At 68.6% G+C, this 24,597-nt stretch carries 19 protein-coding genes and 1 pseudogene; 3 read left to right on the forward strand and 17 right to left on the reverse strand.

Annotation, left to right across the window (positions count from 1 at the left end; genetic code table 11):
* Position 1 precedes the first annotated feature (1 nt).
* From ABV606_RS01480 to ABV606_RS01550, 15 genes are all read right to left on the reverse strand, one after another.
* Positions 2-430 (reverse strand): DUF3054 domain-containing protein, encoded by a 429-nt coding sequence (locus ABV606_RS01480; RefSeq protein WP_353988076.1) that lies wholly within the window; start codon positions 428-430, stop codon positions 2-4.
* A gap of 85 nt (positions 431-515) precedes the next feature.
* The gene (locus tag ABV606_RS01485; RefSeq protein ID WP_353988077.1) at positions 516-890 is read right to left on the reverse strand and encodes a VOC family protein; all 375 of its coding nucleotides are present in this window, start codon (positions 888-890) and stop codon (positions 516-518) included.
* Positions 887-2,461, reverse strand: a complete 1,575-nt coding sequence (locus tag ABV606_RS01490; RefSeq protein WP_353988078.1) for a class I SAM-dependent methyltransferase — start codon at positions 2,459-2,461, stop codon at positions 887-889. The genes ABV606_RS01485 and ABV606_RS01490 overlap by 4 nt, the downstream gene beginning before the upstream one ends.
* Positions 2,458-2,865: an ankyrin repeat domain-containing protein gene (locus ABV606_RS01495; protein WP_353988079.1), complete on the reverse strand. Its 408-nt coding sequence runs from the start codon at positions 2,863-2,865 to the stop codon at positions 2,458-2,460. Before ABV606_RS01495 ends, ABV606_RS01490 begins: the two co-directional genes overlap by 4 nt.
* A complete protein-coding gene (locus ABV606_RS01500; protein WP_353988080.1) occupies positions 2,862-3,185 on the reverse strand; it encodes a hypothetical protein in 324 nt (107 codons plus the stop codon). Before ABV606_RS01500 ends, ABV606_RS01495 begins: the two co-directional genes overlap by 4 nt.
* Positions 3,186-3,266: 81 nt before the next feature.
* On the reverse strand, positions 3,267-4,298 hold the full coding sequence (locus ABV606_RS01505) for an LLM class flavin-dependent oxidoreductase (RefSeq protein ID WP_353988081.1): 1,032 nt from the start codon (positions 4,296-4,298) through the stop codon (positions 3,267-3,269).
* Between the two features lie 29 nt (positions 4,299-4,327).
* Complete coding sequence (locus ABV606_RS01510; RefSeq protein WP_281487526.1) at positions 4,328-4,501, reverse strand: hypothetical protein; 174 nt, start codon at positions 4,499-4,501, stop codon at positions 4,328-4,330.
* Between the two features lie 74 nt (positions 4,502-4,575).
* Positions 4,576-6,075, reverse strand: a complete 1,500-nt coding sequence (gatB, locus tag ABV606_RS01515; protein ID WP_281487525.1) for an Asp-tRNA(Asn)/Glu-tRNA(Gln) amidotransferase subunit GatB — start codon at positions 6,073-6,075, stop codon at positions 4,576-4,578.
* Positions 6,075-7,619, reverse strand: a complete 1,545-nt coding sequence (gene gatA / locus ABV606_RS01520; protein ID WP_281487524.1) for an Asp-tRNA(Asn)/Glu-tRNA(Gln) amidotransferase subunit GatA — start codon at positions 7,617-7,619, stop codon at positions 6,075-6,077. The genes gatB and gatA overlap by 1 nt, the downstream gene beginning before the upstream one ends.
* A complete protein-coding gene (gene gatC / locus ABV606_RS01525; protein ID WP_281487523.1) occupies positions 7,619-7,933 on the reverse strand; it encodes an Asp-tRNA(Asn)/Glu-tRNA(Gln) amidotransferase subunit GatC in 315 nt (104 codons plus the stop codon). The genes gatA and gatC overlap by 1 nt, the downstream gene beginning before the upstream one ends.
* Positions 7,934-7,988: 55 nt before the next feature.
* Entirely contained in the window at positions 7,989-8,525 is a 537-nt protein-coding gene (locus ABV606_RS01530) for a hypothetical protein (protein ID WP_353988082.1), read from the reverse strand.
* A complete protein-coding gene (locus tag ABV606_RS01535) occupies positions 8,518-9,864 on the reverse strand; it encodes an alpha/beta hydrolase (protein WP_353988754.1) in 1,347 nt (448 codons plus the stop codon). The genes ABV606_RS01530 and ABV606_RS01535 overlap by 8 nt, the downstream gene beginning before the upstream one ends.
* A gap of 210 nt (positions 9,865-10,074) precedes the next feature.
* Positions 10,075-12,309 carry an NAD-dependent DNA ligase LigA gene (gene ligA, locus ABV606_RS01540; RefSeq protein ID WP_435415230.1) on the reverse strand — a complete coding sequence of 745 codons (2,235 nt, stop codon included), beginning with the start codon at positions 12,307-12,309 and terminating at the stop codon, positions 10,075-10,077.
* Between the two features lie 75 nt (positions 12,310-12,384).
* Positions 12,385-13,587, reverse strand: a complete 1,203-nt coding sequence (gene mnmA / locus ABV606_RS01545; protein ID WP_281487521.1) for a tRNA 2-thiouridine(34) synthase MnmA — start codon at positions 13,585-13,587, stop codon at positions 12,385-12,387.
* Between the two features lie 111 nt (positions 13,588-13,698).
* Positions 13,699-14,874: a cysteine desulfurase family protein gene (locus ABV606_RS01550; RefSeq protein WP_353988756.1), complete on the reverse strand. Its 1,176-nt coding sequence runs from the start codon at positions 14,872-14,874 to the stop codon at positions 13,699-13,701.
* Positions 14,875-14,914: 40 nt separating this feature from the next.
* On the opposite strand from ABV606_RS01550, the gene glgX reads away from it, so the two are divergent.
* From glgX to glgB, 3 genes and pseudogenes are all read left to right on the forward strand, one after another.
* The gene (gene glgX / locus ABV606_RS01555; protein ID WP_353988083.1) at positions 14,915-16,957 is read left to right on the forward strand and encodes a glycogen debranching protein GlgX; all 2,043 of its coding nucleotides are present in this window, start codon (positions 14,915-14,917) and stop codon (positions 16,955-16,957) included.
* Positions 16,958-17,635: 678 nt separating this feature from the next.
* Positions 17,636-19,732, forward strand: coding sequence for an alpha-1,4-glucan--maltose-1-phosphate maltosyltransferase (locus ABV606_RS01560; RefSeq protein WP_353988084.1), 2,097 nt, complete (start codon positions 17,636-17,638; stop codon positions 19,730-19,732).
* Positions 19,733-19,775: 43 nt separating this feature from the next.
* Positions 19,776-21,626, forward strand: a pseudogene (gene glgB / locus ABV606_RS01565) (1,4-alpha-glucan branching protein GlgB); the annotation flags it as partial.
* Positions 21,627-21,650: 24 nt separating this feature from the next.
* Here the strand turns inward: glgB and ABV606_RS01570 are convergent.
* On the reverse strand, positions 21,651-22,547 hold the full coding sequence (locus ABV606_RS01570; RefSeq protein ID WP_281487519.1) for a co-chaperone YbbN: 897 nt from the start codon (positions 22,545-22,547) through the stop codon (positions 21,651-21,653).
* Positions 22,544-24,409, reverse strand: coding sequence for a hypothetical protein (locus ABV606_RS01575; RefSeq protein ID WP_353988085.1), 1,866 nt, complete (start codon positions 24,407-24,409; stop codon positions 22,544-22,546). Before ABV606_RS01575 ends, ABV606_RS01570 begins: the two co-directional genes overlap by 4 nt.
* Positions 24,410-24,597: the final 188 nt, after the last annotated feature.

Below are 24,597 nucleotides of genomic sequence, written 5' to 3' on the forward strand. Positions count from 1 at the left end.
GTCAGCGCGCCTGAACCTGCGCCTCGATGCGTCGGCCGCCACGACGGGGGCGGTCTGCGGCGCGTCGGCCGCGAGCTGCAACGGCAAGAGCGATAAGCCGCCAGCCGAGCAGGAACGCGGCGAGCACTAGCCCCGCGACGATCACGAACGACGGCTGCACGCCCTGACCTGCGACACTGCGTAGGACCATCCCGATGCCCACGGTCACTCCCCAGATGAGCAGTCCCGGCAACAGGACCCCGGAAGGACGGCGCCACGCGAGCGACAGTGCCCACCCGAGCAGGAGTGCTGCGAGGAAGGGCCAAAGCGCTGATGCGAAGCCCGCGAGATCCGCGGTCTCGGCATGGCTCCGGCGACCGATGGCGACGAAGGAAGTGACCAGGAGCGCGTCGACGATCAGGGCGATCGCGCAGATCCGCACGATTGACACGGCGAAGACCTTACGCCTGATCAGGGCTGAAAGTCCAAATGGGCTCGGCGCGGCGCCGACCGCCGGCCGGCGCTGCCTCCCCCGCTCACTCCTGGAACAGGCAGAACGGATGACCAGCTGGGTCGAGGTACACGACGAAGTCGGCGCTGAGCGGGTCGACCGAGGGGTCGGTCTGCCGAGCACCGAGCTCGAGCGCTCGGTCGTGCGCTCGCTGCATATCGTCGACTTCGATGTCGAGGTGCAATTGCTGGGGCACGACCTGCCCGGGCCACTCCGGAGGCCGGTAGCCCTCCACACGCTGGAACGAGAGGCGAGCACCGTTTCCAGTGATGCTCACCCACTCGTCATCCGTCGAGTCGACGGCGAGCCCGAGCAGGCCCGCGTAGAACTGCGCGAGCGCGGACGGGTCGGGGCAGTCGAGGACGACGGCTTGCAGTCTGCCCACGCTTGGCTCGTTCATGAGTGCACCGTAGCGGCATCCGGGAGTTCGAGGAACCCTGTGAAGATCGCTTCCCGCAGACGCGGCAGCACCGAGGCGAGCACTGCGTCAGAGTCGACGTCGAGCAACTGGCCGATCGCGGAGCAGATCGCGGCCACGCTCAGGCTGCCATCACAGGCGCCGATGGTTGCGGCGAGCGCGGTGTCGAGCGGGATCGCTCGCCCGAATCCGCTGCCCTGCCGCAGCAGCATCGCGGTGGGGTCGTCATCTCCCGGCCAGTAGTGACGTTCCTCCGTGACGCTCGCCGCTACGCGCAACTGCAGGGCGGCGACGCTGTCGTCGTCGAGCCGGGAGAGGGCGTCGTGCGCGACCAGCGACTGCAGAAGGTGCGCTCCGAGCCCTCCCACCGTCTCGCCCAACTGATGTTGCAGCCGCTCGAAGCGGCGCAATCGCTGCCCCGGGTGCGGCTCCTGCGAGTGGGCGGGCCGGGGCCGGCGCATGGTGATGTAGCCAAGACCGACCTGCGACACCCCCCGCAGCTCGAAGTCCTCCAACCACCGGCGTTCGAGGTCGTCGAACACCGGGCCCGGCCGGGTTCCGCCGTCTCTGATCCACGTCTCGGCGTACTCGGCCGGGTCGAGCGCTTCTCGCTCGACGACCCAAAGGTCGATCGCAGCGTTCGCGACCCATTCCTCGACTCGATCGAACGCGGAAGCGCCCCCGTGATACTCCCAGTTGCCGAGGAACTGGGCCACACCGCCGTCGGCCAGATGCTCAGCCCCATGCACGAGCATGTGCCGCACGATGTCGTCGCCGACCAGTCCGCCGTCGCGGTACTCGTACTCTGGAACGCCTTGCCGCCGCGGTGTGATCACGAAGGGAGGGTTCGAGACGATCTGGTCGAAGCGCTCCCCTTCCACGGGCTCGAAGAGGCTCCCCTGACGGAACTCGATCGATCGGATGCCGTTGAGCATCGCGTTGAACCGCGCGAAGGCCAATGCCCGCGCCGAGATGTCGGTCGCGACCACGTGCTCGGCATGCCGCGAGAGGTGCATCGCCTGAATGCCGCAGCCGGTGCCCAGGTCGAGCGCTGATGCCACGGGGCGCTGCACCATCAAGCCGGTGAGAGTCGTGGAGGCGCCGCCCACACCGAGCACATGGGACTCGTCGAGTTCGTGCTCACGGGCGAGTTCGCCGAGGTCGGATGCGATCCACCATGCGCCGGAGCCGCGCTCGTCGACGAAGGAGTACGGGCGGAGGTCGACGCTTGGAGTGACGAAGCCGGATTCTGCTCGCGCCACCAGCCCCAGTGTGATCGCGCCGCCAACCCCCAGTGCGGGCAGCGCTTCTGCCAATTCGGTCTCTCGCACCGGCAGACCGAGCACGAACACGGTGGCGAGCGTGGCGAGCGGACGCGGCTTCGAGGCGATTGCGCGAAGCGCGGGCGCACGGTGACCTCGAAAGAGCGCCCCGTCAGCAGCCGGGCCCCAGAGCTCCGAGAGTGCGTCGACCGAGAATGTCGCCGCCTCGAGGTCGCGGGCGAGCAGAGCGATCGAGGCCGCGTCGGCGGTCGGTGGATGCGGCTCGCTCATCGTTCGAGCAGCAGCGTCTCGAGCTCGGCTCGACCGAACTGGCGTGCGATCGCCAGGGCGGGCTGATGCCCGGCTTCCGGGTCGGCTCCGGCATCCAGCAGGGCTCGCGCCATCTCGGCGTTGCCTCGGAAGGCCGCGCAGGAGAGCGCCGTCTGCCCCATGGCGTTCTCCGCGTCGATGGCCGCGCCGCGCTCGATCAAGGCGCCGACCGTGCCTGGCTGTTCGGCGTACGCGGCGACGATCAGCAGAGTGTCACCGCGCGCGTTCGCGAGGTCGAGAGGGAAACCCGAGTCGAGCATCTCGAGCAGCTCGGATGTTCTCCCGCCGCGTGCGAGGTCGAACACTCCCTCGATCACAGCGAGCTCATGCTCGCTGTACTGATGAGGCTGAGGCTGATCGCTCACTTCTTCAATGCGCGGATGATGCGGCCGAGCGCCATGCCGAAGGCGCAGACGAGGGGTGCCGCGACCGCCGCGAGTGCGACCACGTTGGGCTCGAAGCGCGGTCCGCCCGCTCCCTCGACGATCATGCCGACCGGCACACTTGCACCGCCGCCTCCGCCGCCGCCCTGCTCGCTCTCGTCGCTGCCTCCGCCGAACCCGAACCACACGAGCGACACGGGCACCACTTCGGCCCCGCCGATCGTCTGCTTCTCGCCGTAGTTGACGCGGGCTCCGACCGAATCGGTCACCGACTGCGCGATCTTCTCGATGAGGTTCGTCATGTTCCGACCCTACCGGCGGAAGCGCGCAGCGTCACCGCCCCGGCGGGCGAGAATCAGCGCACGAAGCTGTGCCTGACGGGCTCACACGAGCGCTTCGCGCACCGCGGGGACCACCTCGCGGGCGTAGAGCGCGATCGAGTTCATCGAGAGCTCATGCGGCACGGTGCCGGCGCTGTACTTGAGGTCGAAGCGGTCGAGTCCGAGGGCACGCACCGTGTCGACGATCTTCGCCGCGACCGTCTCAGGCGAACCGACGAAGAGCGCGCCGTCGCGTGTCTCCTGCTCGAAGTGCGCGCGGGTCATCCTGCCCCAGCCGCGTTCCCGTCCGATGCGTTCGGCCATGGCCGCGTAGTGCGGGAAGTACTCGTCGCGGGCTTGCTCATCAGTGGCGGCGATGTAGCCGGGGATGTGAGCGCCGAGCGGCTGCGGCCCGACCTCGAAGCGCTCGAGCGCTTCACGGTAGAGCTGCGCGAACGGGGCGAAGCGCGCGGGCGCGCCGCCGATGATGGCGAGCATCATCGGAAGCCCGTAGCGCGCTGCGCGCACCACCGACTGCGGACTGCCGCCCACCGCCACCCACGCTTTGAGCGTGCCGTGCTCGACTGGCGGGTACACGGATTGCTCGCGCAAGGGGGCACGAGTGGTGCCGCTCCAGGTGACCGGCTGCTGCTTGAGCAGCTCGGCGAAGAGCTGCAGTCGTTCTTCGAACAGGGTCTCGTAGTCGGCCAAGTCGAAGCCGAAGAGCGGAAACGATTCAGTGAACGACCCGCGGCCCAGCATGACCTCGGCTCGCCCGTTCGAGATCGCGTCGACGGTGGAGAAGCGCTCGAACACCCGAACCGGGTCGTCGGAGCTGAGTACCGTGACCGCTGAGCCGACTCGAATACGTGACGTACGGGCCGCGATCGCCGCGAGCACCACTTCGGGCGCCGACACCGCGAAGTCGGCGCGGTGGTGCTCCCCCACGCCGATGAAGTCGAGGCCGAGCTCGTCGGCCAGCTCGGCCTCGGCGATCAGGTTGCGGATGACTTGGGCATGCGAGAGCGGAGCGCCCGACGGGCCGAGGGTCACGTCGCCGAACGTATCGAGTCCGAACTCCACCTGCTCCGGCATCCCTGCTCCCTGCGAGATGTCTGCGGGGTCTAGCGCTCGGGTCGGTTCAGCAGCTGCGTCGGGATGAGCACGGAGAACGTCACGGCCAGGATGCCGCCGAGGAACATGATCAGCTCGAGGCCCGGCGTGTCGAAGGCGTAGCCCATCAGCAGCAGACCGCCGATGAAGATGATGATCGAGACGATGGCGATGAGGATGTTCATTGTGACCCTTCTTTGATGGAGAGCTTAGTCGCTGGTGTGCTTGGCGAATGGCTGCGCGGCGGCGCCTTGCACCGTCAGGCGCCTGCCCGCTCGAGCACGAGTTCGCGCACCCTGGCTGCGTCGGCTTGGCCGCGCATGGCCTTCATGACGGCGCCGATGACGGCACCGGCGGCCTGCACCTTGCCGGAGCGGATCTTGTCGAGCACATCGGGCTGTGCGGCGAGCGCCTCGTCGATGGCCGCGATCAATGCGCCGTCGTCGGAGACGACCTTGAGCCCACGTGCTTCGACGATCTCTTCCGGCGTGCCCTCGCCGGCGATGACGCCCTCGAGCACCTCGCGTGCGAGGCGGTCGGTGAGGTCGCCGCTCTCGACCAGTGCGATCAGCTCGGAAACCTGGTGCGGTGTGACGAGCGACGAAGGCTCGACGTCGCGCGCGTTGGCGATACGGAGGATCTCGCCCATCCACCACTTGCGCGCCTGGAACGCGGCCGCGCCCTGCTGCGTGGTCTCGAGCACCTCGGTGAGCAGTCCGGCGTTGACGATGTCGCGGAACTCCTGGTCGTTGAATCCCCAATCGGCCTTGAGCCGGCGGCGCATCGCGACGGGCTGTTCAGGCAGCGCGGCCCGCAGTTCCTTGATCAGTTCGGCCGACGGCACGACCGGCAGCAGATCGGGCTCCGGGAAGTACCGGTAGTCGTCGGCATCGCTCTTCGGGCGCCCGGCCGAGGTGGTTCCTGTGTCTTCATGCCAGTGGCGGGTCTCCTGCACGATCGTGCCGCCCTTGGCGAGTATCGCCGCCTGACGTTGGATCTCGTACCGCACCGCGCGCTCGACCGAGCGCAGCGAGTTGACGTTCTTCGTCTCAGTCCGGATGCCGAGCCGCTCCTGACCCCGAGGCCGCAGCGACACATTGGCGTCACAGCGGAGATTCCCCCGCTCCATGCGAGCGTCGGAGATGCCCAGGGCCCGCACGAGGTCGCGGATGGTGGAGACGTACGCCTTCGCCAGCTCCGGCGCCCGGTGCTCCGCGCCGAAGATGGGCCGCGTCACGATCTCGACCAGCGGCACGCCGGCACGGTTGTAGTCGACGAGCGAGTACTCGGCTCCTTGAATGCGGCCAGTGCTGCCACCGACGTGTGTGAGCTTGCCCGCATCCTCTTCCATATGCGCCCGCTCGATCGGCACGGTCACGAGTGTGCCGTCTTCGAGTTCGACCTCGATCGAGCCGTCGAACGCGATGGGCTCGTCATACTGGCTGATCTGGTAGTTCTTGGCGAGGTCGGGGTAGAAGTAGTTCTTCCTCGCGAACCGGCTCGACTCGGCGATCTCGCAGCCGAGCGCGAGCCCCAGCGAGATCGAGTAGCGCACCGCCTGCTCGTTGACCACCGGCAACGAGCCCGGCAGTCCGAGGCACACCGGCGTGATCGCGGTGTTCGGCTCGGCGCCGAAGATGTTCGGCGCGTCGGAGAACATCTTGGTCTTGGTCGAGAGTTCGACGTGCACCTCGAAGCCGAGCACCGGTTCGAAGAGCTCCAGCGCCTTGTCGAAGTCCATCAGATCGGTCTTGGCCATCAGACGGCACCCTCCGTAGCAGCAAGCATCTCTCCAAGCGACAGGTCGGGCGCCTGGCTGATGAGCGTGTGACCCCACGCCTGCTCGAGCAGCGACTCGAGCGCGGCACCGACCTCGTAGAGGCGCGCGTCGGCGCGCTGGGGGGCCATGAACTGGATGCCGACGGGAAGGCCGTCCTCTGGAGCAAGCCCGATCGGCAGAGCGATGCCGGGGACGCCGGCGAGGTTCGCCGGGATGGTGGTGAGGTCGTTCAGGTACATCGCGAGCGGGTCGTCGACGCGCTCGCCAAGCTTGAAGGCGGTGGTCGGCGCGCTCGGAGACACGAGCACATCGGCTTGGCGGAATGCGGCGTCGAAATCGCGCTGAATCAGGGTGCGCACCTTCTGCGCGCTGCCGTAGTACGCGTCGTAGTAGCCGGCGCTCAGCGCATAGGTGCCGAGGATCACCCGGCGCTTGACCTCGTCGCCGAAACCGGCTGCGCGCGTCGCTGACATGACGTCCTCGACGGTGCCGCCGCCCTCAGGCGTCACGCGCAGGCCGAACCGCACCGAGTCGAACTTCGCCAGATTGCTCGACGCCTCGGCCGGGAGGATCAGGTAGTACGCCGCGATCGCGTACTCGAAGTTCGGGGCGTCGACCTCGACGATCTCGGCTCCGGCGTCGCTCATCGCGGTCAATGCCGCCTCGAATCGCTGGGTGACGCCCGCCTGGAATCCCTCGCCGCCCGACAACTGCTTCACAACGCCCACGCGCAGGCCCTTGAACGCCTCGGCGCGTGCGCCGGCACGGGCGGCCTCGGTGAAGCTCGGCCACTGGTCGGTGAGCGAGGTGCTGTCGCGCGGATCGTGTCCGCCGATGATGTCGTGCAACATCGCCGAATCGAGCACAGTGCGCGAGACCGGGCCCACCTGGTCGAGGGATGAGGCGAGCGCGATGGCACCGTATCGTGAGACACCGCCGTAGGTGGGCTTCATGCCGACGGTGCCGGTGACAGCGGCCGGCTGCCGGATGCTTCCACCGGTGTCTGAGCCGAGCGCGATCGCGGCCTCGAAAGCCGCGACTGCGGCGGACGATCCCCCGCCGGAGCCGCCGGGGATGCGCTCGAGGTCCCAGGGGTTGCGAGTGGGCCCGTACGCCGAGTGCTCGGTCGACGATCCCATGGCGAACTCGTCCATGTTGGTCTTGCCCAGCGGCACAAGGCCGGCCTCGCGCAGACGCGAGACGACCGTGGCGTCATAGGGCGGCACCCACCCCTCGAGGATGCGGGACGCGGCCGTGGTCGGCATATCGGAGGTGCAGAGCACGTCCTTGATCGCAACCGGCACGCCCGCCAGTTCTCCAACCGCTTCGCCCGCCGCGCGCCTCGCGTCGATCGACTCAGCGACCTCCAGTGCGCGCTCGTTCACGTGGAGGAACGCGTGCACCTGCTCGTCGACAGCGGCGATGCGGTCGAGATGAGCAGCGGTGAGCTCCCGGGCGCTGACCTCGCGGTCGGCGAGCAGCCGGGCCTGTTCGGATGCGGGCATCCTCGTGAGCTCGTTCATCACTGCTCCTCCCCCAGGATCGCCGAGACCTTGAACCTCGACCCGTCGTGCTCTGGCGCGCCTGCGAGGGCGGCCTCCGTACTGAGCGTGGCGCCGACCACATCCGGCCGGAACACGTTATGGAGGGCGACGGGATGGCTGGTCGCTGGGATGTCGCTCGTGGCGACCTCCGTCACCTTCTCGACCGCGTGCACGATCTGAGCGAGTTCACCGGTGAGGCGCTGCAACTCCTCGGGAGTCAAGTCGATGCGTGCCAGATGAGCCAGGTGCGCGACCTGCTCCGCTGTGATGTCAGCCGTGCTGCTCTCAGACATACTGCTCCCAGGAACGGGGTGAGGGGGACCGCCTCAGTCTACCGATCGGGAGCGCTCACTCGGCCGGCCGGCACTCGCTCTCGCCCTGCAGCGTCATCCCGTTGGGCGAGAGCCGCAGGATGAGGCTCTCGAAGCGGCTCTCGTGGGCTTTGAGCTCGACGGCGCCGCCGACGCTGCTCACCTCGACGCGGTAGCCGAGCTCGCGCCACAGCTCGGTCACCTCCTCGACGATCTCGTCCCGCTCGTCGCTGCCGTCGGGAGCAGGCGCGAGTCGCAGTGCGGGGTACCGCTGCCCTTCGACCCAGAGCGGCACGGTGCAGCTGCGGGGTGTCGGATCGTCCTGGCGCTCCCAGGTGCCGCCGGCGACGGACTGCGTGCGGTCGATGACGTCGAGGAACGCGTCGCGTGCCTCGGTCGGACTCAGTCCGCTGCCCTCGCTGAGCGCACACCCCGCGAGAAGGGCGCAGCACGCGAGGGCCGTGAGCGCTGCGAAGGCCCTGCTCGTCGGTCGGTGCCGGGAGGGAGAGGAATGGGGCGTTCGGATGCTGAGCTCATCTCTTGGGTCGGGTGGTGTGCCTGTGGGTTCAGGCACGGCCTTCGCGAACGAGGGCGAGCGTGCGCATGGCGTCTTGCGGGGTGCCGTCGGTGACGAGGCCTCCGCGCCCGATGCCGATCAGGGCGAGGTTGCGCAACGATTCGGTGCCGGGCTCGAAGTAGGCGTTGTGTCCGCTCGAGGGGTCGAGCTTCTCATTGGTGATCGCGTCAATGCCGCCCGCGACGCTCATCACGCGCGCACCGAACCCGCTCGCGCCCGGGTCCGCGCCGAAGAAGGAGCTGTTGGGGATCGGGTCCCACACCGCTTCCCCGACGAACACGTTGCCGCGCGCTACGGCCAGGTCTTCGACGGACGCGGCCTCGCCTCCTGGCGATCCGACGAGCGCGAGCGCATCGACGGCGCACTCACCGTTCGAGAGCGCCATGAGCGCGGCGGTGGACCCGTACGAATGGGCGAGGACCGAGACATGAGGCTCGCGATCGGCTCGAACCGTCTGCAGGCCCAGGATGCTGCGGCTCAGCGCCGCGCTGCCCTCGCGTGCCAGGTCGAGGGCCCCGACATTGAGCAGGTCAGGGGTTTGGTAGCCGATCCATGCGATCGTCGCCACGTCCTGACGACCGGCGTTCGTATCGGCTTCTGCGAGCACTCGCAACCAGCTTCGCTGCTCGTCGTAGAGGCGCGCGGCGGTGTCTGTCCACTGCACGAGCTGGGTGCGAACCCCGAAGAACATGCCGGGCACCAAGTAGCTGACGAAGTCGGCGCGGTCGAGGTCGCCGAGCGCGATCGCCGCTGTGGGCTCCCCCTCGTCGGGGACTTGCAGGGCGATCAGGCTGCGGCGCGGGTTCGCATTCGGCTCGCCGAGCGCTCGTTCGACGGCGGAGAGCGCGTCCAACCGCTGTTGAATGCCGGCACGAGCGCTCCGGCCGGCCGCGGTGAGCTCGCGCTGCAGGCGCTCGACCGACCGCTCCAGCGCGACGTGGTTGGCGAGGTCACGCGCTGCGTACGGGATGCCGTCGAGGTTGCCGACGACGTGCGGTGCGCCCGCGAGCAGCACTGCCCGCGAACCCGCCGTGAGCCCCTCCCACCACGCTGCCACTGCCACGGCGGGCGGCGGCGCGATGAGCAACCTGTCGACGAGACGAGGGTCGGCGGCGAGCCGCTTGGCGAGATCAGCGGGCGGGGCGCTCGCGGCGGCGTCCAGCATCCATTCGGCATCGAGCGCCTGTTGCTTCCGCTCGGGTGCCTCTCTGCGCAACTCCCGCGCCTGCGTGGAATCCAGCAGCTCGGAAGCCGCCGCAGGCCGCTCGGCGGGCATGGCGGCGACCTCGACGGGCGTGATCGCGGTCGAGGTCAAGAGGAGCGCTGCCAGCAGCACGAGCAACGGGGGTTCCCTCGCCTTCCGGTGGCAACCGAGCATCTGTCACCACCGCGCTGCCAGTTTAGGGCGGGAAACGGCCGCGAAAACAGCGTTAAGCGATATTCATCAGGGGGAAACCGGAGCGTCGCTGTCTGTTGGCGAGCCGCACTCGAGCGCGACGCGCGCCAACCGTTCGGCACCCCGAGCAGTCTGCTGCCGGCCCGAGACTCACCCCTCGAGAGCTGCCGGCCCCTCGCGGACCAGCACCGCGAACTGTGCCGCGTCGATGATCCGAACGCCGAGTTGCTCGGCCTTGGTGAGCTTCGATCCGGCGCCGGGCCCCGCTGCCACGAAGTCGGTCTTCTTGCTGACGCTCGACGCGGCCTTGCCGCCTGCCGCGATGATGGCCTCCTGCGCCCCCTCACGTGTGAAGCCCTCGAGACTGCCTGTGGCAACCACGGTCAAGCCGGCGAGGACGCCCGAGGCCGCTGCCTCAGCGGCCGCTTCGGGGCCGAGGTGCCCGGGTGTGCTGAACCGCACCCCCGCCTTCGACCAGCGCTCGATGATCTCGACGTGCCAATCGAGTTCGAACCACTGCCGCACCGATTCGGCGATGATCCCGCCGACCCCCTCGACCCCCGCCAGCTCCTCGGGCGATGCCGCCCGGATCGCGTCGAGGGAGCCGAAGTGGTCGGCGAGCGCGCGTGCTGCGACGGGACCCACGTTCCGGATGTTCAGGCTGACGAGCAGGCGCCACAGCGGCTTGGTCTTCGCCTTCTCGAGTTCGCTGAGCAGCGTGAGCGCAGCGGATGACGGCTGAGGACCGGTGAGCCCGTCGCGCTTCTCAGCGGCCGTGGGGTTGCGCCGGAACGGCGTGCGGCGTTTGGCGCTGCCATCGGCGTCGAGCTTTGGCAGCCCCGTCTCGGCATCGCGCACCACGACCTCGATGGGCAGGAGGTCGTCGACCGTGAGCTCGAAGAGCGCCGCCTCGGTGACGAGCGGCGGAGGCTGGGGAACATCCGGCTGAGTCAGCGCCGCAGCGGACACCTCGCCGAGTGCCTCGATATCGAGCGCCCCGCGGCTGCCGATGTGCTCGACGCGTCCCCGGACCTGTGCCGGGCAGCTCCGGGCGTTCGGACAGCGGAGGTCGATGTCGCCCTCTCGCATCGGACGGAGCGGGGTGCCGCATTCCGGGCACCGCTCGGGCATGACGAAGGCGCGCTCGCTGCCGTCGCGAAGCTCGACCACAGGCCCCAGCACCTCTGGGATCACGTCGCCGGCCTTGCGGAGCACAACGGTGTCGCCGATGAGCACGCCCTTCGACTTCACCACGTCCTGGTTGTGCAGGGTGGCCTGCCGCACGACGCTCCCTGCCACGCGCACCGGCTTCATGACAGCGAATGGTGTGGCACGTCCGGTGCGACCCACGCTCACCACGATGTCGAGCAGCTTGGTGTTGACCTGTTCCGGCGGGTACTTGAAGGCCGTGGCCCACCGTGGCGCGCGGCTGGTCGCACCGAGTTCGTCATGCAGTGCCAGTTCGTCGACCTTGACGACCACGCCGTCGATCTCGTGCTCGACGCTGTCGCGATGCTCGCCGAAGTACTCGATGAACTCGGCAGCGGCCTCGATCGAGGGCACGACCTTGAAGTGGGAGCTCGTGGGAAGTCCCCACGCGGCGAGCAGGTCGTAGACCTGCGACTGCGCCGCGACCGGCGGGTTCGCCCATGCGCCGACCCCGTGCACCAGCATCCGCAACTCCGAGATCCTTGCCCGCATGAGTTCGAGCTGGGCGGGCGACTTGCCTTCGGCCTTCTGCCGGAGACTGCCGGAAGCCGCGTTCCGCGGGTTCGCGAACACGCGCTCGCCGGCTTCCGCCTGGGCGGCGTTGAGCCGGTGGAACGCCTCCACGGGGAAGAACACCTCGCCCCGAACCTCGACGAGCGGGGGGTGCCCTTCGCCGGCGAGTCGCTTCGGGATGCTGTCGATGAACGCGACGTTCTCGGTGACGTCTTCGCCGGTGACCCCGTCGCCGCGCGTCGCCGCAGTCGCGAGGCGACCGTGCTCGTAGCGGAGGTTGATGGCGAGACCGTCGATCTTCAGCTCGCACAACCACTGCACGTCGCGTGCTGCATCGCGCTGCACCCGCGCCGCCCACGCCTCGAACTCGGTGATGCTGAAGACGTTGTCGAGGCTGAGCATGCGTTCCGCGTGCTCCACCGGATCGAACAGGGTCTGAGCGCGGCCTCCGACGGTCTGAGTCGGGCTGTCCTGCCCCTGCAACTCGGGGAAGGCGCGCTCGATCGCCTCGAGACGCCGCATCATCGCGTCGTACTCCTCGTCGGAGACGAGGCTCTCGTTGCGTCCGTAGTAGGCGTCGCGGAGTTCGAGGATGCGGGTCGTGAGCGCGTCGGCCTCCGCGTGCGCGGCGTCGAGCTCGGCGCTGGTGTTGGTCTCTGCCACGATTGCCAGTCTAGGAACGACCGGCGACGCTCGCCCGGCGACCGTCAGGCGCCCTGCCAGGGAGCGATCGGGCGCTCAGTGCACCGGTATCGCGGATCTGGTGCGGTCGATGGTGCACTGGCCGAGCACCCGCTCGCCCACATACACGACCGCGGTCTGCCCAGGGGCGACGCCGTTGAGCGGTTCTCTCGGAACGATGCGCATCTCGTAGGAGGCGTCGGTCTCGTTCATCCGCGAGGCGGAGATCGCGGCGGAACCGTCGGCATAGTCGGCGGGGTCGATCGGGCGCACGCTTGCCGTGGCCGGTACAGGCTCGGCGTGAGCGCGGATCTGCACGTGGCATTCGAACTCGGCGCAGCCCCCCTCTGAGGCTTCTGCGATCCCCGACTCGATGGGGCCGAGACCCGCCCAGCTGTACTTGCGTCCCGCGATCAGGGCGACGTCGAGCGCCTCTCTGGGGCCGACGACGACCTCGTTGGTCTTCGGCCTCACTTCGAGAACGAAGCGAGGACGCCCATCGGGTGCGGGGAACCCGATGCTGAGTCCCTTGCGCTGACCCACCGTGTAGGCGTGAGCACCGGGATGGGTGCCGATGCGCGCTCCCTCGCGGTCGAGGATCGCCCCGGGCTCCGCACCCACTCGCTCCTCGAGCCAGCCTCGTGTATCGCCATCCGGAATGAAGCAGATGTCGTGACTGTCCGGCTTGCTCGCGACGCTGAAACCGCGCGCCGCAGCCTCAGCCCGCACCTCGTCCTTCGAGGGAGTGTCGCCGAGCGGGAACATCGCGTGAGCAAGCTGCTGCTCGGTCAGCACGCCGAGCACATACGACTGGTCCTTGGCCCAAGCAGCCGCCCGATGCAGCTCTCGGCGCCCGTCGGCACCCGAGACCACCTTCGCGTAGTGCCCGGTGCACACGGCGTCGAAGCCGAGCGCCAGGGCCTTCTCGAGCAGTGCCGCGAACTTGATCTTCTCGTTGCAGCGCATGCACGGGTTGGGGGTTCGGCCTGCACGGTACTCGTCGATGAAGTCGTCGACGACGTCGAGCTTGAACCGCTCGGAGAAGTCCCACACGTAGTACGGGATGCCGATCAGATTCGCGGCGCGCTGCGCGTCCATCGAGTCCTCGATGGTGCAGCATCCGCGACTGCCCGTGCGCAATGTGCCCGGCATCCGGCTGAGCGCCAAGTGCACCCCGACCACGTCGTGCCCGGCGTCCACGGCGCGCGCAGCCGCTACTGCGGAGTCCACTCCCCCGCTCATTGCCGCCAGTACTCGCACGCGACGATTGTACGAGCCGCGACTGAGCACGGAGTGCGAGAGCTGCAGGCGGGCCACGTCTGTGGAACGGGTACGCGCACCCAGTGCGCCGCGAATCGGCGAGGGAGCAGATCAGCGCCCGAGCGACGGCGCACGGTCGGCGAGCCCGGCGGCGCGCGCCTGCTCGACGGCAGCCGGCAGCGCCCGCACGAAGCGAGCGAGCTCGTCCTCCGTCGTCTCCGGCCCGAGCGTGATGCGCAAGGCACCTCGCGCCTCGGATTCCGGAACGCCCATCGCGAGCAGCACGTGGGAAGCCTCCGGTACGCCGGCCTGGCAGGCCGAGCCGGTCGAAACGGAGAAGCCGGCCATGTCGAGGAGGAAGAGCAGGGAGTCGCCCTCGCAGCCGGGGAACGTGAAGTGCGCATTGCCCGGGAGCCGGAGCTCCGGGTGTCCGCGCAGCACGGCATCGGGTACCGCCGCCTGCACGTCGGCGATGAGGCGGTCGCGGAGCGCTCGCATGCGCGCCGGGTCGTGGAGGTCGCTGCGCTCAAGACGCGCGGCAGCGGCTGCGAAGGCGGCCGCGCCGGCGGCATCCTGCGTCCCTGACCGGGCTCGCTGCTGGTTGCCGCCGTGCAAGAGCGCCTCGAGCGACGCCGTCCGCGAGAGCAGCAGGGCGCCCACACCGACGGGCCCGCCGATCTTGTGGGCCGAGACGCTGAGCGCGGCGAGGCCGCTCGAGTCGAAGTCGATCGGCACGTAGCCATAGGCGGCCACGGCGTCGCAGTGAACCGGCACGCCGTACTGTGCCGCAAGCGCGACGACCTCATCGATGGGCTGCAGCGTGCCGACCTCGTTGTTGGCCCAGAGCAGCGTCACGAGGGCGATGTCGTTCGCGTGCGCTCGCAATGACTCGGCGAGCGCGTCCAGTCTGATCCGCCCGTGCTCGTCGATGGCCACCCACTCGACCTCGGCTCCTTCGACGCGCTCGAGCCACTCGGCGCTGTCGACCGTGGCGTGATGCTCGCCGCGCGCCACCAGCACCCGCCGCCGCGGCGAGCGCGCCCAGAAGAGCCCCTTGATCGCCAGATTGACCGACTCGGTACCGCCGGAGGTGAACACGACCTCGACCGGTTCCGCGCCGAGCGACGAGGCGACCTGCTCGCGCGCCGACTCGAGCGTGTGCTTCGCTCGCTGTCCCTGTCCGTGGATCGAGGCGGGGTTCCCCACGAGACGAAGGGCATCGGCGTACGTCGCGAGCACGTCGTCGGGCATCGGCGACGTGGCAGCGTGGTCGAGATAGACGGTCATGGTGGTGGCGCGCTCGGAGCGCTGACTTAGTCTAGATCGCATGCCTGGGGCCGATCCGCTACGCGCGCTCGGCGTGCGCAGCGGCCCCGACGGCGGCAGCATCCGTGTGTGGAGCGGCAGCGCCTCGGCGGTCGAGTTGCGGCTGTTCGATTCGACCTCGAGCGACGCGGCGTCGAAGGTCATCCCGCTCGAGCGCGACGCCGAGTCGGTCTGGACAGCGGATGCCGAAGAGCTCAAGCCCGGCGCGCTGTACGCGCTCGGCGTGCGCGGCGACGACGGCACCGGAGATCGCTTCGATGCGGCCGCGAACCTGCTCGACCCCTGGGCCCGCGGCATCGTGGGCACTCCAGCCGGGTTCATCGCCCAGGTGCCGGATGAAGCGTTCGATTGGCAGGGGGTGGCGAAGCCCAAGCGGCGCCTGCGGCACACCGTGGTCTACGAGGTGCATGTGAAGGGGTTCTCGCAACTGAACCCTGCGGTGCCGGAGCAGCTGCGCGGCACGTACGCCGGCCTGTCGCATCCGGCGAGCATCGACCACCTGCTGGCCCTCGGCGTCACCGCGGTCGAACTGCTGCCGGTGCATCAGTCGACGACCGAGGCACGCCTGAGGCGCATGGGGTTCAGCAACTACTGGGGCTACAACACCGTGGGGTTCTTCGCGCCGCATGCGGCCTATGCGACCCGCGCGGCGCAGGAGGCCGGAGCCACGGGCGTGGTCGCGGAGTTCAAGGGGATGGTGCGGGAGCTCCACCGCGCGGGCATCGAAGTCGTACTCGACGTCGTCTACAACCACACCGCGGAGGAAGGCCCCGAGGGGCCGACGTTCAGTTGGCGGGGCATCGACGATGCGACCTATTACCGGCAGGGCGATGACGGCGAGTACATCGATACGACCGGGTGCGGCAACACTCTCAACACGGCGCATCCGGTTCCGCGGCGCATGGTCCTCGACTCGCTGCGCTATTGGACGGAAGAGATGCAGGTGGACGGGTTCCGCTTCGATCTGGCCGTCGCACTGGCACGGGATGCCGACCACGGGTTCGACCCCCGGCATCCGCTGCTGACCGAGGTGCTCGCCGACCCGGTGCTGGCGCGCTCGAAGCGCATCGTGGAGCCCTGGGACCTCGGCATCGACGGCTGGCAGGTGGGATCGTTCCCGGCCGGCTTCGTCGAGTGGAACGACGGCTTCCGGGATCGGATGCGCACCTTCTGGCTGCGCGACGCTGCGGATGCCGCACGCGGTGGTGCGGCGAATCATGGCATCGGGTCGTTCACCCGCAGGCTTGCCGGTTCGGCGCATGTGTTCTCGTCTGCGCGCGGACCAGTGGCGAGCGTCAACTTCGTCACAGCCCATGACGGATTCACCCTCGCTGATCTGGTGTCATACGACCGCAAGCACAACCTTGGGAACGGCGAGGCGGGGCGCGACGGAGCCGATGAGAACCGGTCTTGGAACCATGGAGCGGAAGGACCCACGCACGACCGCGAGGTGCTGGATGCCCGCCGCCGGTCGATGCGGAACCTGCTCGGCTCGCTGCTGCTCAGCGCGGGCGTACCCATGATCACCGCGGGCGACGAGGTCGGCCGAAGCCAACGCGGGAACAACAACGCGTACTGTCACGACGACGAGACGAGTTGGCTGTCATGGGACTGGGAGCCCTGGCAGCGAGAACTGCTCGAAGTGACGAGGACCTTGCTGCGACTGCGTCGTGACAATGCGGCGGTCCGCCCCGTGCGGTACGGCCGCTTCGGAGAGACGGTCCGCGGCGCCACTCAGATGGATTGGTACAACAAGCAGGGGCTCTCGATGACGTGGGAGGAGTGGGATTCTCCCGCCGAACGGACGGTGCAATACCTCGCTGCGACCGCTCACGAGTCTGAGCGGCTGAACCGGATCCTGCTGGTGGTGCACGGCCTCGATTCGCCCGTCACGGTGACCCTTCCCGAGCATGAGGGAGTTCACTCGTACACCTTGCTGTGGGATTCCGCGCGCGACTCGCTCGACCAGGCGCCCATCGATCACGGCTCCGGTTCAGAACTCGAGGTCGCGGGGATGTCGATGCAACTGCTGCTCGCGCACTGAGCGTTTCCTCGACTGACTCCATGGTGACGGGCGATTCTCGGACGCCCAGCGAATAGCTCCTGCTGAGCTACCGGCCTTGGAGGACTACCGGCCCACAGGCACCAAAAGGGGCCGCAGGCAGATCACGCCGCGGCCCCCGCATGGTCGTGCACGGCGATCCCGATTCGCTGATGCCCAGGGTGTGGGTAAGCGACATCCTGAGCCGGGTGATCAGTGAATCGGTTTCGGGTTTCACCGTATGCCCTCATCATATGGGTCCACCGCGATGAGGACACGGCGTGTACCCCGATTGACGCACCCCCAGTGCGGGGTACAGGTCCAGGTCCACCGAAATGTGGACAAGCGCGCAGCAGTGGGTCAACTGGAAAAGCCGAGAGACAGGGGCTGGTCACGCATGCCCGCACGCGCAGATCGCCGCCCGCCTTCGGGTAGGCGATGCGGCGATCGTGCAGCGTAGCAGGGGCGCAGGCGGCGGGTTCAGGGACCGCCCGCGCTGGGGTTGTTACCTGAGGCGACGACGCGCATTGGGGGGCCGCCGTGACCTCGCTGACGACAGTAGCGGTCCCCCATTCGGCGGACAAGCGCCGACGCGGATTTCGCTTTCACCCAAAACGAGGCACATTCACTCTTGGGAGCGCGCAGCTACCGTGCGGGAAGCCCTCGCGCTACCTTCGAGGCGTGGCCAGACGCGATGCTCCGACGACCGCCACGAGCGCTGGCGCCGACACCATCGGACGCATCCCGATCAGGTTCGTGCGCCCCGCCCAACCGGAACAGCGATGGGCTCCGAAGGCGTTCTCGGGCGAGGTCGTGCCGTTCAGCGCGACGGTCTTCAAAGAGGGCCACGACGTGCTCGGCGCCGAGGTCGAGCTGACGGATCCCTCCGGAGGCACGGCAGTGCACAGGATGCATGCGCCCGTGGCCGGCACTGACCGCTGGGTCGCGCAGGCGAGGCTCGACGCCGTCGGCGACTGGCGCTTCCGCATCCGGGCCTGGTCCGATCCCTGGCGCACCTGGCTCAGGGCCGCGGACGCGAAGCTCCGCGCCGGGCAGGATGTCGAACTCGTGCTCGCGGAAGGCGCCGCGCTGATGCGGCGCGCGGGCCGCGCGACCGTCCTCGACGACGCGGCCTCCGCGATGCTCGACGATGCGCTGACGGCCGCCGAGCGCTGGGGAATCGCGCAGAATCCCGCGGTATCGACGGCAGTGGCTTCGAACGCTCCCCGCGAACTGGTCACCGAGTCGAGCGAGCATCTTCTCCGGGTGGAGCGCGCACGGGCGGGCACCGGGGCCTGGTACGAGTTCTTCCCTCGCAGCGAGGGCGCCGTACGCCTCCCGGGCGGCGGCTGGCGAAGCGGCACCTTCGCCACCGCGGCGGGGCGGCTGCCGGCCATCGCCGCCATGGGTTTCGACGTGGTCTACCTGCCGCCCATCCACCCGATCGGCACGACGCATCGCAAAGGACCGAACAACTCGCTGCACGCCGGCCCGCACGACCCCGGCTCCCCATGGGCGATCGGAGCGCCGGAAGGCGGCCACGACGCCATCCACCCCGACCTTGGCACAGTGGGTGATCTCACCGCCTTCCTCGGCACCGCCCAGGAACACGGGCTCGAGGTGGCGCTCGACCTGGCTCTGCAGTGCTCGCCCGACCACCCCTGGGTGAAGGAGCATCCGGAGTGGTTCTCACGGCGAGCTGACGGCTCAATCGCATACGCGGAGAACCCGCCGAAGCAGTATCAGGACATCTATCCGCTCAACTTCGACAACGACCCTGACGGCCTTCGCCGTGAGGTCCTGCGTGTCGTGGAGCACTGGGTCTCGCTCGGCGTGCGCATCTTCCGCGTGGACAACCCTCACACCAAACCGCTGGACTTCTGGGAATGGCTGCTGGGGACCATGCGCGAGCGGCACCCCGACGTCGTCTTCCTGGCCGAAGCCTTCACGCGACCCGCGATGCTGCGCTCGTTGGCAGGCGCGGGGTTTCAGCAGTCGTACACGTACTTCACCTGGCGGAACACGAAGCGCGAACTCGAGGACTACCTCAGCGAACTCGCCCATGAGACGGCCGACTACCTGCGGCCGAACCTGTTCGTGAACACGCCCGACATCCTCACTGAGTACCTGCAATCGGGCGGCGAGCCGGCGTATCGGGTGCGGGCCGCGATCGCGGCAACAGGGGCTCCCGTCTGGGGCGTGTACTCGGGGTTCGAGCTCATCGAGAACGTGGCGCGCCCCGGGTCTGAAGAGAACATCGACAACGAGAAGTACGAGTACAAGCCCCGCGACTGGGCGGCAGCGGAGGCTCGGGGAGAGTCGCTCGCGCCGTACTTGACCGCGCTCAACGGCATCCGGCGAGCGCACCCCGCCCTGGGTCAACTGCGCAATCTCACCGTGCAGTGGAGCGACGACGATGCCGTGCTGGTGTACAGCAAGCATCTGGATGCCGAGCACTCCCCCACCGGCGAAGACGACACCATCATCGTGGTCGCCAACCTCGATCCTCACGCGGTGCGGGAGACGACGGTGCACCTCGATGTCACGCGGCTCGGGCTCGCCCTCGACAGCCGCTTCATCGCGCACGATCTGCTGAGCGATGAGCGCTACGACTGGGGAGCGGACAACTACGTGCGGCTGGACCCCCGCCGAAACCCTGTGCACATCCTGCACGTCACCCCTCGGAGCGACGCGAGCGCCACATCGGCTGACGCATCTGCTCAGAGCAGGCAGCCGACAGACCTGCCGGAGCCGATCGGCGGCCGCAGTGGCTCCTGAGCGAACGGCTCCCGTCGCACGGGACGGCGGCGACCGGCTGCTGCTCGGCCCGCTCGACGTGCACCTCTGGTCGGAGGGGCGTCACGAGCGCGCCTGGACAGTCCTGGGCGCGCACCCGCTGCGTCATCGCGGCGTCGACGGCGTGGCGTTCGCGGTGTGGGCTCCGAGCGCCCTCGAAGTACAGGTCGCCGGCGACTTCAACGACTGGGACGGTTCACGCACCCCGCTCCGACGGGTGGACGCGAGCGGTCTCTGGGAGGGGTTCTCCGATACCGCCTGTGCCGGAGCGCGATACAAGTTCCGGCTGCGCACCGCGGACGACCGATGGGTCGACCGCGCCGACCCCATGGCACGGTACGCGGAGACGCCGCCTGCGACGGCATCCATCGTGTTCGCGAGCCGCCACCAATGGCGCGATGCCGACTGGATGGGACGTCGTGCCGCGTCCGACCCGCTCTCCTCCCCCATGAGCGTCTACGAGGTGCACCTCGGCTCGTGGCGGCCGGGGCTCGGCTACCTCGAGCTCGCAGACGAGCTCATCGAGCACGTCACCCGCCTCGGCTTCACGCATGTGGAGTTCCTCCCGGTCATGGAGCATCCGTATGGCGGCTCCTGGGGGTATCAGGTGAGCGGCTACTACGCCCCCACCAGTCGCTTCGGCGACCCCGACGAACTGCGCGAGCTCATCGACCGCCTGCACGGGGCCGGCGTCGGCGTCATCCTCGACTGGGTGCCCGCGCACTTCCCGCGAGACGAGTGGGCGCTCGCACGATTCGACGGCGAACCCCTGTACGAGCATCCCGATCCCCTGCGCGGCGAGCACCCCGACTGGGGAACCCTGATCTTCGACTTCGGACGCCCCGAGGTGCGCGGGTTCCTCGTGGCGAACGCCCTGTACTGGTTCGAGGAGTTCCACGTCGACGGACTGCGTGTGGATGCCGTCGCATCGATGCTCTACCTCGACTACTCGCGGGAGGTCTGGCACCCGAACGTGCACGGCGGGCGCGAGAACCTCGAGGCGATCGCGTTCTTGCAGGAGTTGAACGCCACTGTCTCCAGGCAGCACCCGGGCGTCGTGATGACCGCCGAAGAGTCGACGGCGTTCCCCGGCGTGACGAGACCCACCAGCGAGGGAGGCCTCGGATTCGGGCTCAAGTGGAACATGGGGTGGATGCACGACTCGCTGCACTACATCGAGCGCGATCCGGTGCACCGTGCGCACCACCACCGCGAACTGACGTTCAGCTTCGACTACGCGCACAGCGAGCACTATCTGCTGCCGATCAGTCACGACGAGGTCGTGCACGGCAAGGGCACGCTTCTGGAGCGGATGCCGGGTGACGAGGCCGCGCGATTCGCGAACTTGCGCGCCTACCTCGCGCTGATGTGGGCGCACCCCGGCAAGCAGTTGCTCTTCATGGGCCAGGAGTTCGCTCAACCAACCGAATGGAGCGAGCAATACGGCCTCGACTGGGATACATCGGCGGACCCCCGCAATCGGGGCGTGCAACTCCTGGTGGGCGAACTCAACCGGATCTACCGCTCCCATGCCGCCCTGTGGCGATCAGATGATGATCCGCAGGGAGTTCGGCTGCTCGTCGGCGACGACTCAGCAGGCAATTCGCTCGCCTTCCTCCGATTCGGAACGGGCGGCGCGCCGGTGCTCGCGCTGTTCAACTTCAGCGGGGTGGCGATCGACGGGTACCGGGTCGGCGTGCCCTCCGCGGGCCGGTGGGACGAGCTGCTCAACACGGATGCCGAACCGTTCGGCGGTGAGGGGCGCGGCAATCTGGGCGGAGTCGACGCTCGCGCGAACCACTTGCACGGGCTGCCCGCCTCGCTCGAAGCGTACTTGCCTCCGCTTTCGGCGCTCTACCTTTCGCCGGCCCAGTAGACGTGCCCCTAGTTGACCCGCGCTCTAATAGAGCAGAGCCGTGAGGCGGCGCCGCGCTGCCATGACGCGGGGATCGTCATTGCCCACGATCTCGAAGTACTCCACCATGCGCTCGCGTGCCCGGTTCTTGTCGGGCTGACGAAGCGTCGGGAAGATCTCGAGGATGCGGTCGAAGGCATCGTCCACGTGCCCGCCGCTGATATCGAGGTCGGCGACTTCGAACTGCGCGTGCACGTCGCCGGGGTGTTGCGCCGCAGCGACGCGGATCGCGTTCGGCGACTTGCCATCGAGCCGTTGCAGGAGCGCGACCTGGGCCCGCCCCGCCACCGCGGCCTGGTCACGGGGGTCTTGTGCAATGGCGGTGTCGTACGCGCGCAGCGCCGCCTGGTAGTCGCCGCGCTGGATGGCGTCGAACGCCTCCTGGTGCGCGGGCGAGAGCGGTTCCTCGACCGGCTGCTCGGCGGCATCCGCGTCTGAGGTGGTCAACTGTCCGGTCACACCGTTCTGCGCGGCCAGCTGCAGCACCTGGTCGAACACCTGACGGACCTGCTCATCTTCCGGGGTGCCGACGAACAGCGGCAGGGGCCGGCCTGCGACGACGGCGGATGCGGCCGGCACCTGGCCGACCTGGAACGCCTGCGCGAGCTGGGGGTTCGCGTTGCCATCGACCGTCGCGAGCGCGAGTCGGCCGCCATAGCTCTCGACGATCGGGCCGAGCGCCGGCTGGAGCCCGGCTCCGTAGAACTCGACGATCACGGGGACCCGGTTCGAGAGTTCGAGCACCCGCCCGAAGTCGCGGTCGTCGCTCTCGAAGACGACGCTGTCAGTCGCCGCGGCCGATCCATCGGCCGGCCTCGCGGCGAGCGATGAGAGATCGACTGCGCCCCTCAGGTTCGGCCCTGTTGTCGCTGGATTACTCAATTGACCTCCGCTGCCCCGATCAGGCCCTGGCTGTAGCCGAGCAATACGATCTGCTCTCCATCATCACCGAGTCCGGGCACATAGAACAACAATTGCATGCCGTAGATCGCGGTGAATCCCTTAGTGCTCTGATCGCGCCCGGAGAGCGCCTTGATCGCGCCGACGGAGTTCACCGCCGCACCAGCAGTGCTGGGTTTGACGGTCTCGGTCTCATTGAGATTGACCGCGACGATGGCGCCGAGGTCGTTGGTGGCGAGCACATAGGGATCGCCCGAACCGGCGGCCGAGGTGTACGTGATCGCCGCGTTGGCCTCAGCAAGCGTCGCAGCACGCTCCGCCTTCTTCTCGGCACCGTAGGCGGCGATCACGGGGTCGCCCTCGATCTTGACCATGTCGGCGTATTCGCTCTCAGCGCCCTTCTGCAGGATGTCCGCGTACATCGGCACGACCTGAGCCGGGTCGATCGCGAGCAGTTTGCTGTCGAGCGGCAGTCGAGCGGTGCCGAGCGACGCGGGAGCGAGCTCTGGCAGATCCGAGGTGAGCGTCATCGCGTAGTGCACCTTGTACTGACTCCGCGGGCTCTCCTGCACGAGCATGAGCGCAACCGATGGGGCAGCCGGGGTCTCCTCGCTCGGCTCCGTGGGCTGGGTCTCGCCTGCGTCGGTGCCGTCCCCGGGGGCCTGGGTGGGCTCCGGCTCGGGCGGCGCTTCACGCGTCACAGCGAACACGACGCGGGGCCAGGTATCGGTCTGCTGAGGAAGCAGCAACTGAATCGGATTGTCTGCGATCGCAGGCACCACGGGCGCGATGGCCGAGTCGATCGCGCGGGCGGAGTAGTTGGCCTTGCGAAGTTCGAGCGCGGGCCCTGCGAGGCGCGTCGCCGCGAGATCGGCGTTGAGCTCGGCATCCGCCTGAGTGACCGCCGTGCCGACCTGCGTGATGATGCGATCGGCCTGACGCTCGGTGAGCGCGACAGCGGGCGGGGCCTCTTGCTGCTCCGCGTCGCCGGTTCCAGCGGCATCCTTCGGGCTGGAGGTCTGCAGCGGCACATCGCCCGTGATGAAGTCGGGCAGTTCCGAGGGCGCACACCCGCTGAGCAGAAGTGCGGAGATCACGAGCGGAACACCGGCGACCATGGGCCGGATCGCGCGGCGGCCGCTCTGGCGAAGGGGCGGAACCGCGGCATCGGCCTTCGGCTTGAACCGGCCGATGCGCGGGGGCGTCGGGTCGTCAGGGTCCTTGGGCTGCGAACGGCGAGGACCGCGCGACCTGCGGAGGTGCACGATCGCCCAGAGCAGCAGCAACAGCCCGACGAGCAGCAGTGCCGCACCGCCGATGATGAGCGGGCCCGACCACGGTTTGCTCACGGTCATCGGCCAGACCACGCGCACGTCGGTTGGGGCCGGATTCGTGCCGTCTGTCGCGACCAGCAACGACACATCGTCGGGCAGGCTCACTGCCAGCGAGATCTCGTTCTCCTGCTTGAACTCGGCCAGCCAGAGGTCGGAGCCGAACGGGTTGGGCACGGCGGCCTCGTCGCCGGCGTGGAACACCGTGCGGAACTCCTGCGCGTCGGCATCCCATTCGATGCTGTTATGGGCGGCATCGCCGATCCAGGCCATGACGTCTGAGGTGCGGCCGTATGCCGCGAACAGCGTGCCCTCGCCGCCGACCTTGATCGTCTGGCGACCGTCGAAGGTGTTCAGGGCGGCTCCGTCGACCAACAGCAGTGGCGCGGGCTCGGTCACTTCTGCGACGGCCGCGACCGTGTCGGGACCGGCGAAGATGGTGCGCTGGGCGACGCCCACGGCGATCATCAGCGCGGCTACCACGAAGGCGACGATCGCGAACACGAATCGCACTGGCGGGTACTCCTTCCGTGCTGCCCGGCAGCGACGGAACGGATCGATCGTCGTGCACTCGACCGCATTCGGTCGGCAAGGTCTGCACGCGGCAGCGGACAAGACGTTCAAGGGTACCGAACGCGCGGCGGATCAACCAGGGAGCGTCCTGAGAGGCCGATCAGTGTCGCCTGAACGGTCGCTCGTCG

It is taken from the genome of Ruicaihuangia caeni (assembly GCF_040536845.1).
Classification (GTDB): domain Bacteria; phylum Actinomycetota; class Actinomycetes; order Actinomycetales; family Microbacteriaceae; genus Ruicaihuangia; species Ruicaihuangia caeni.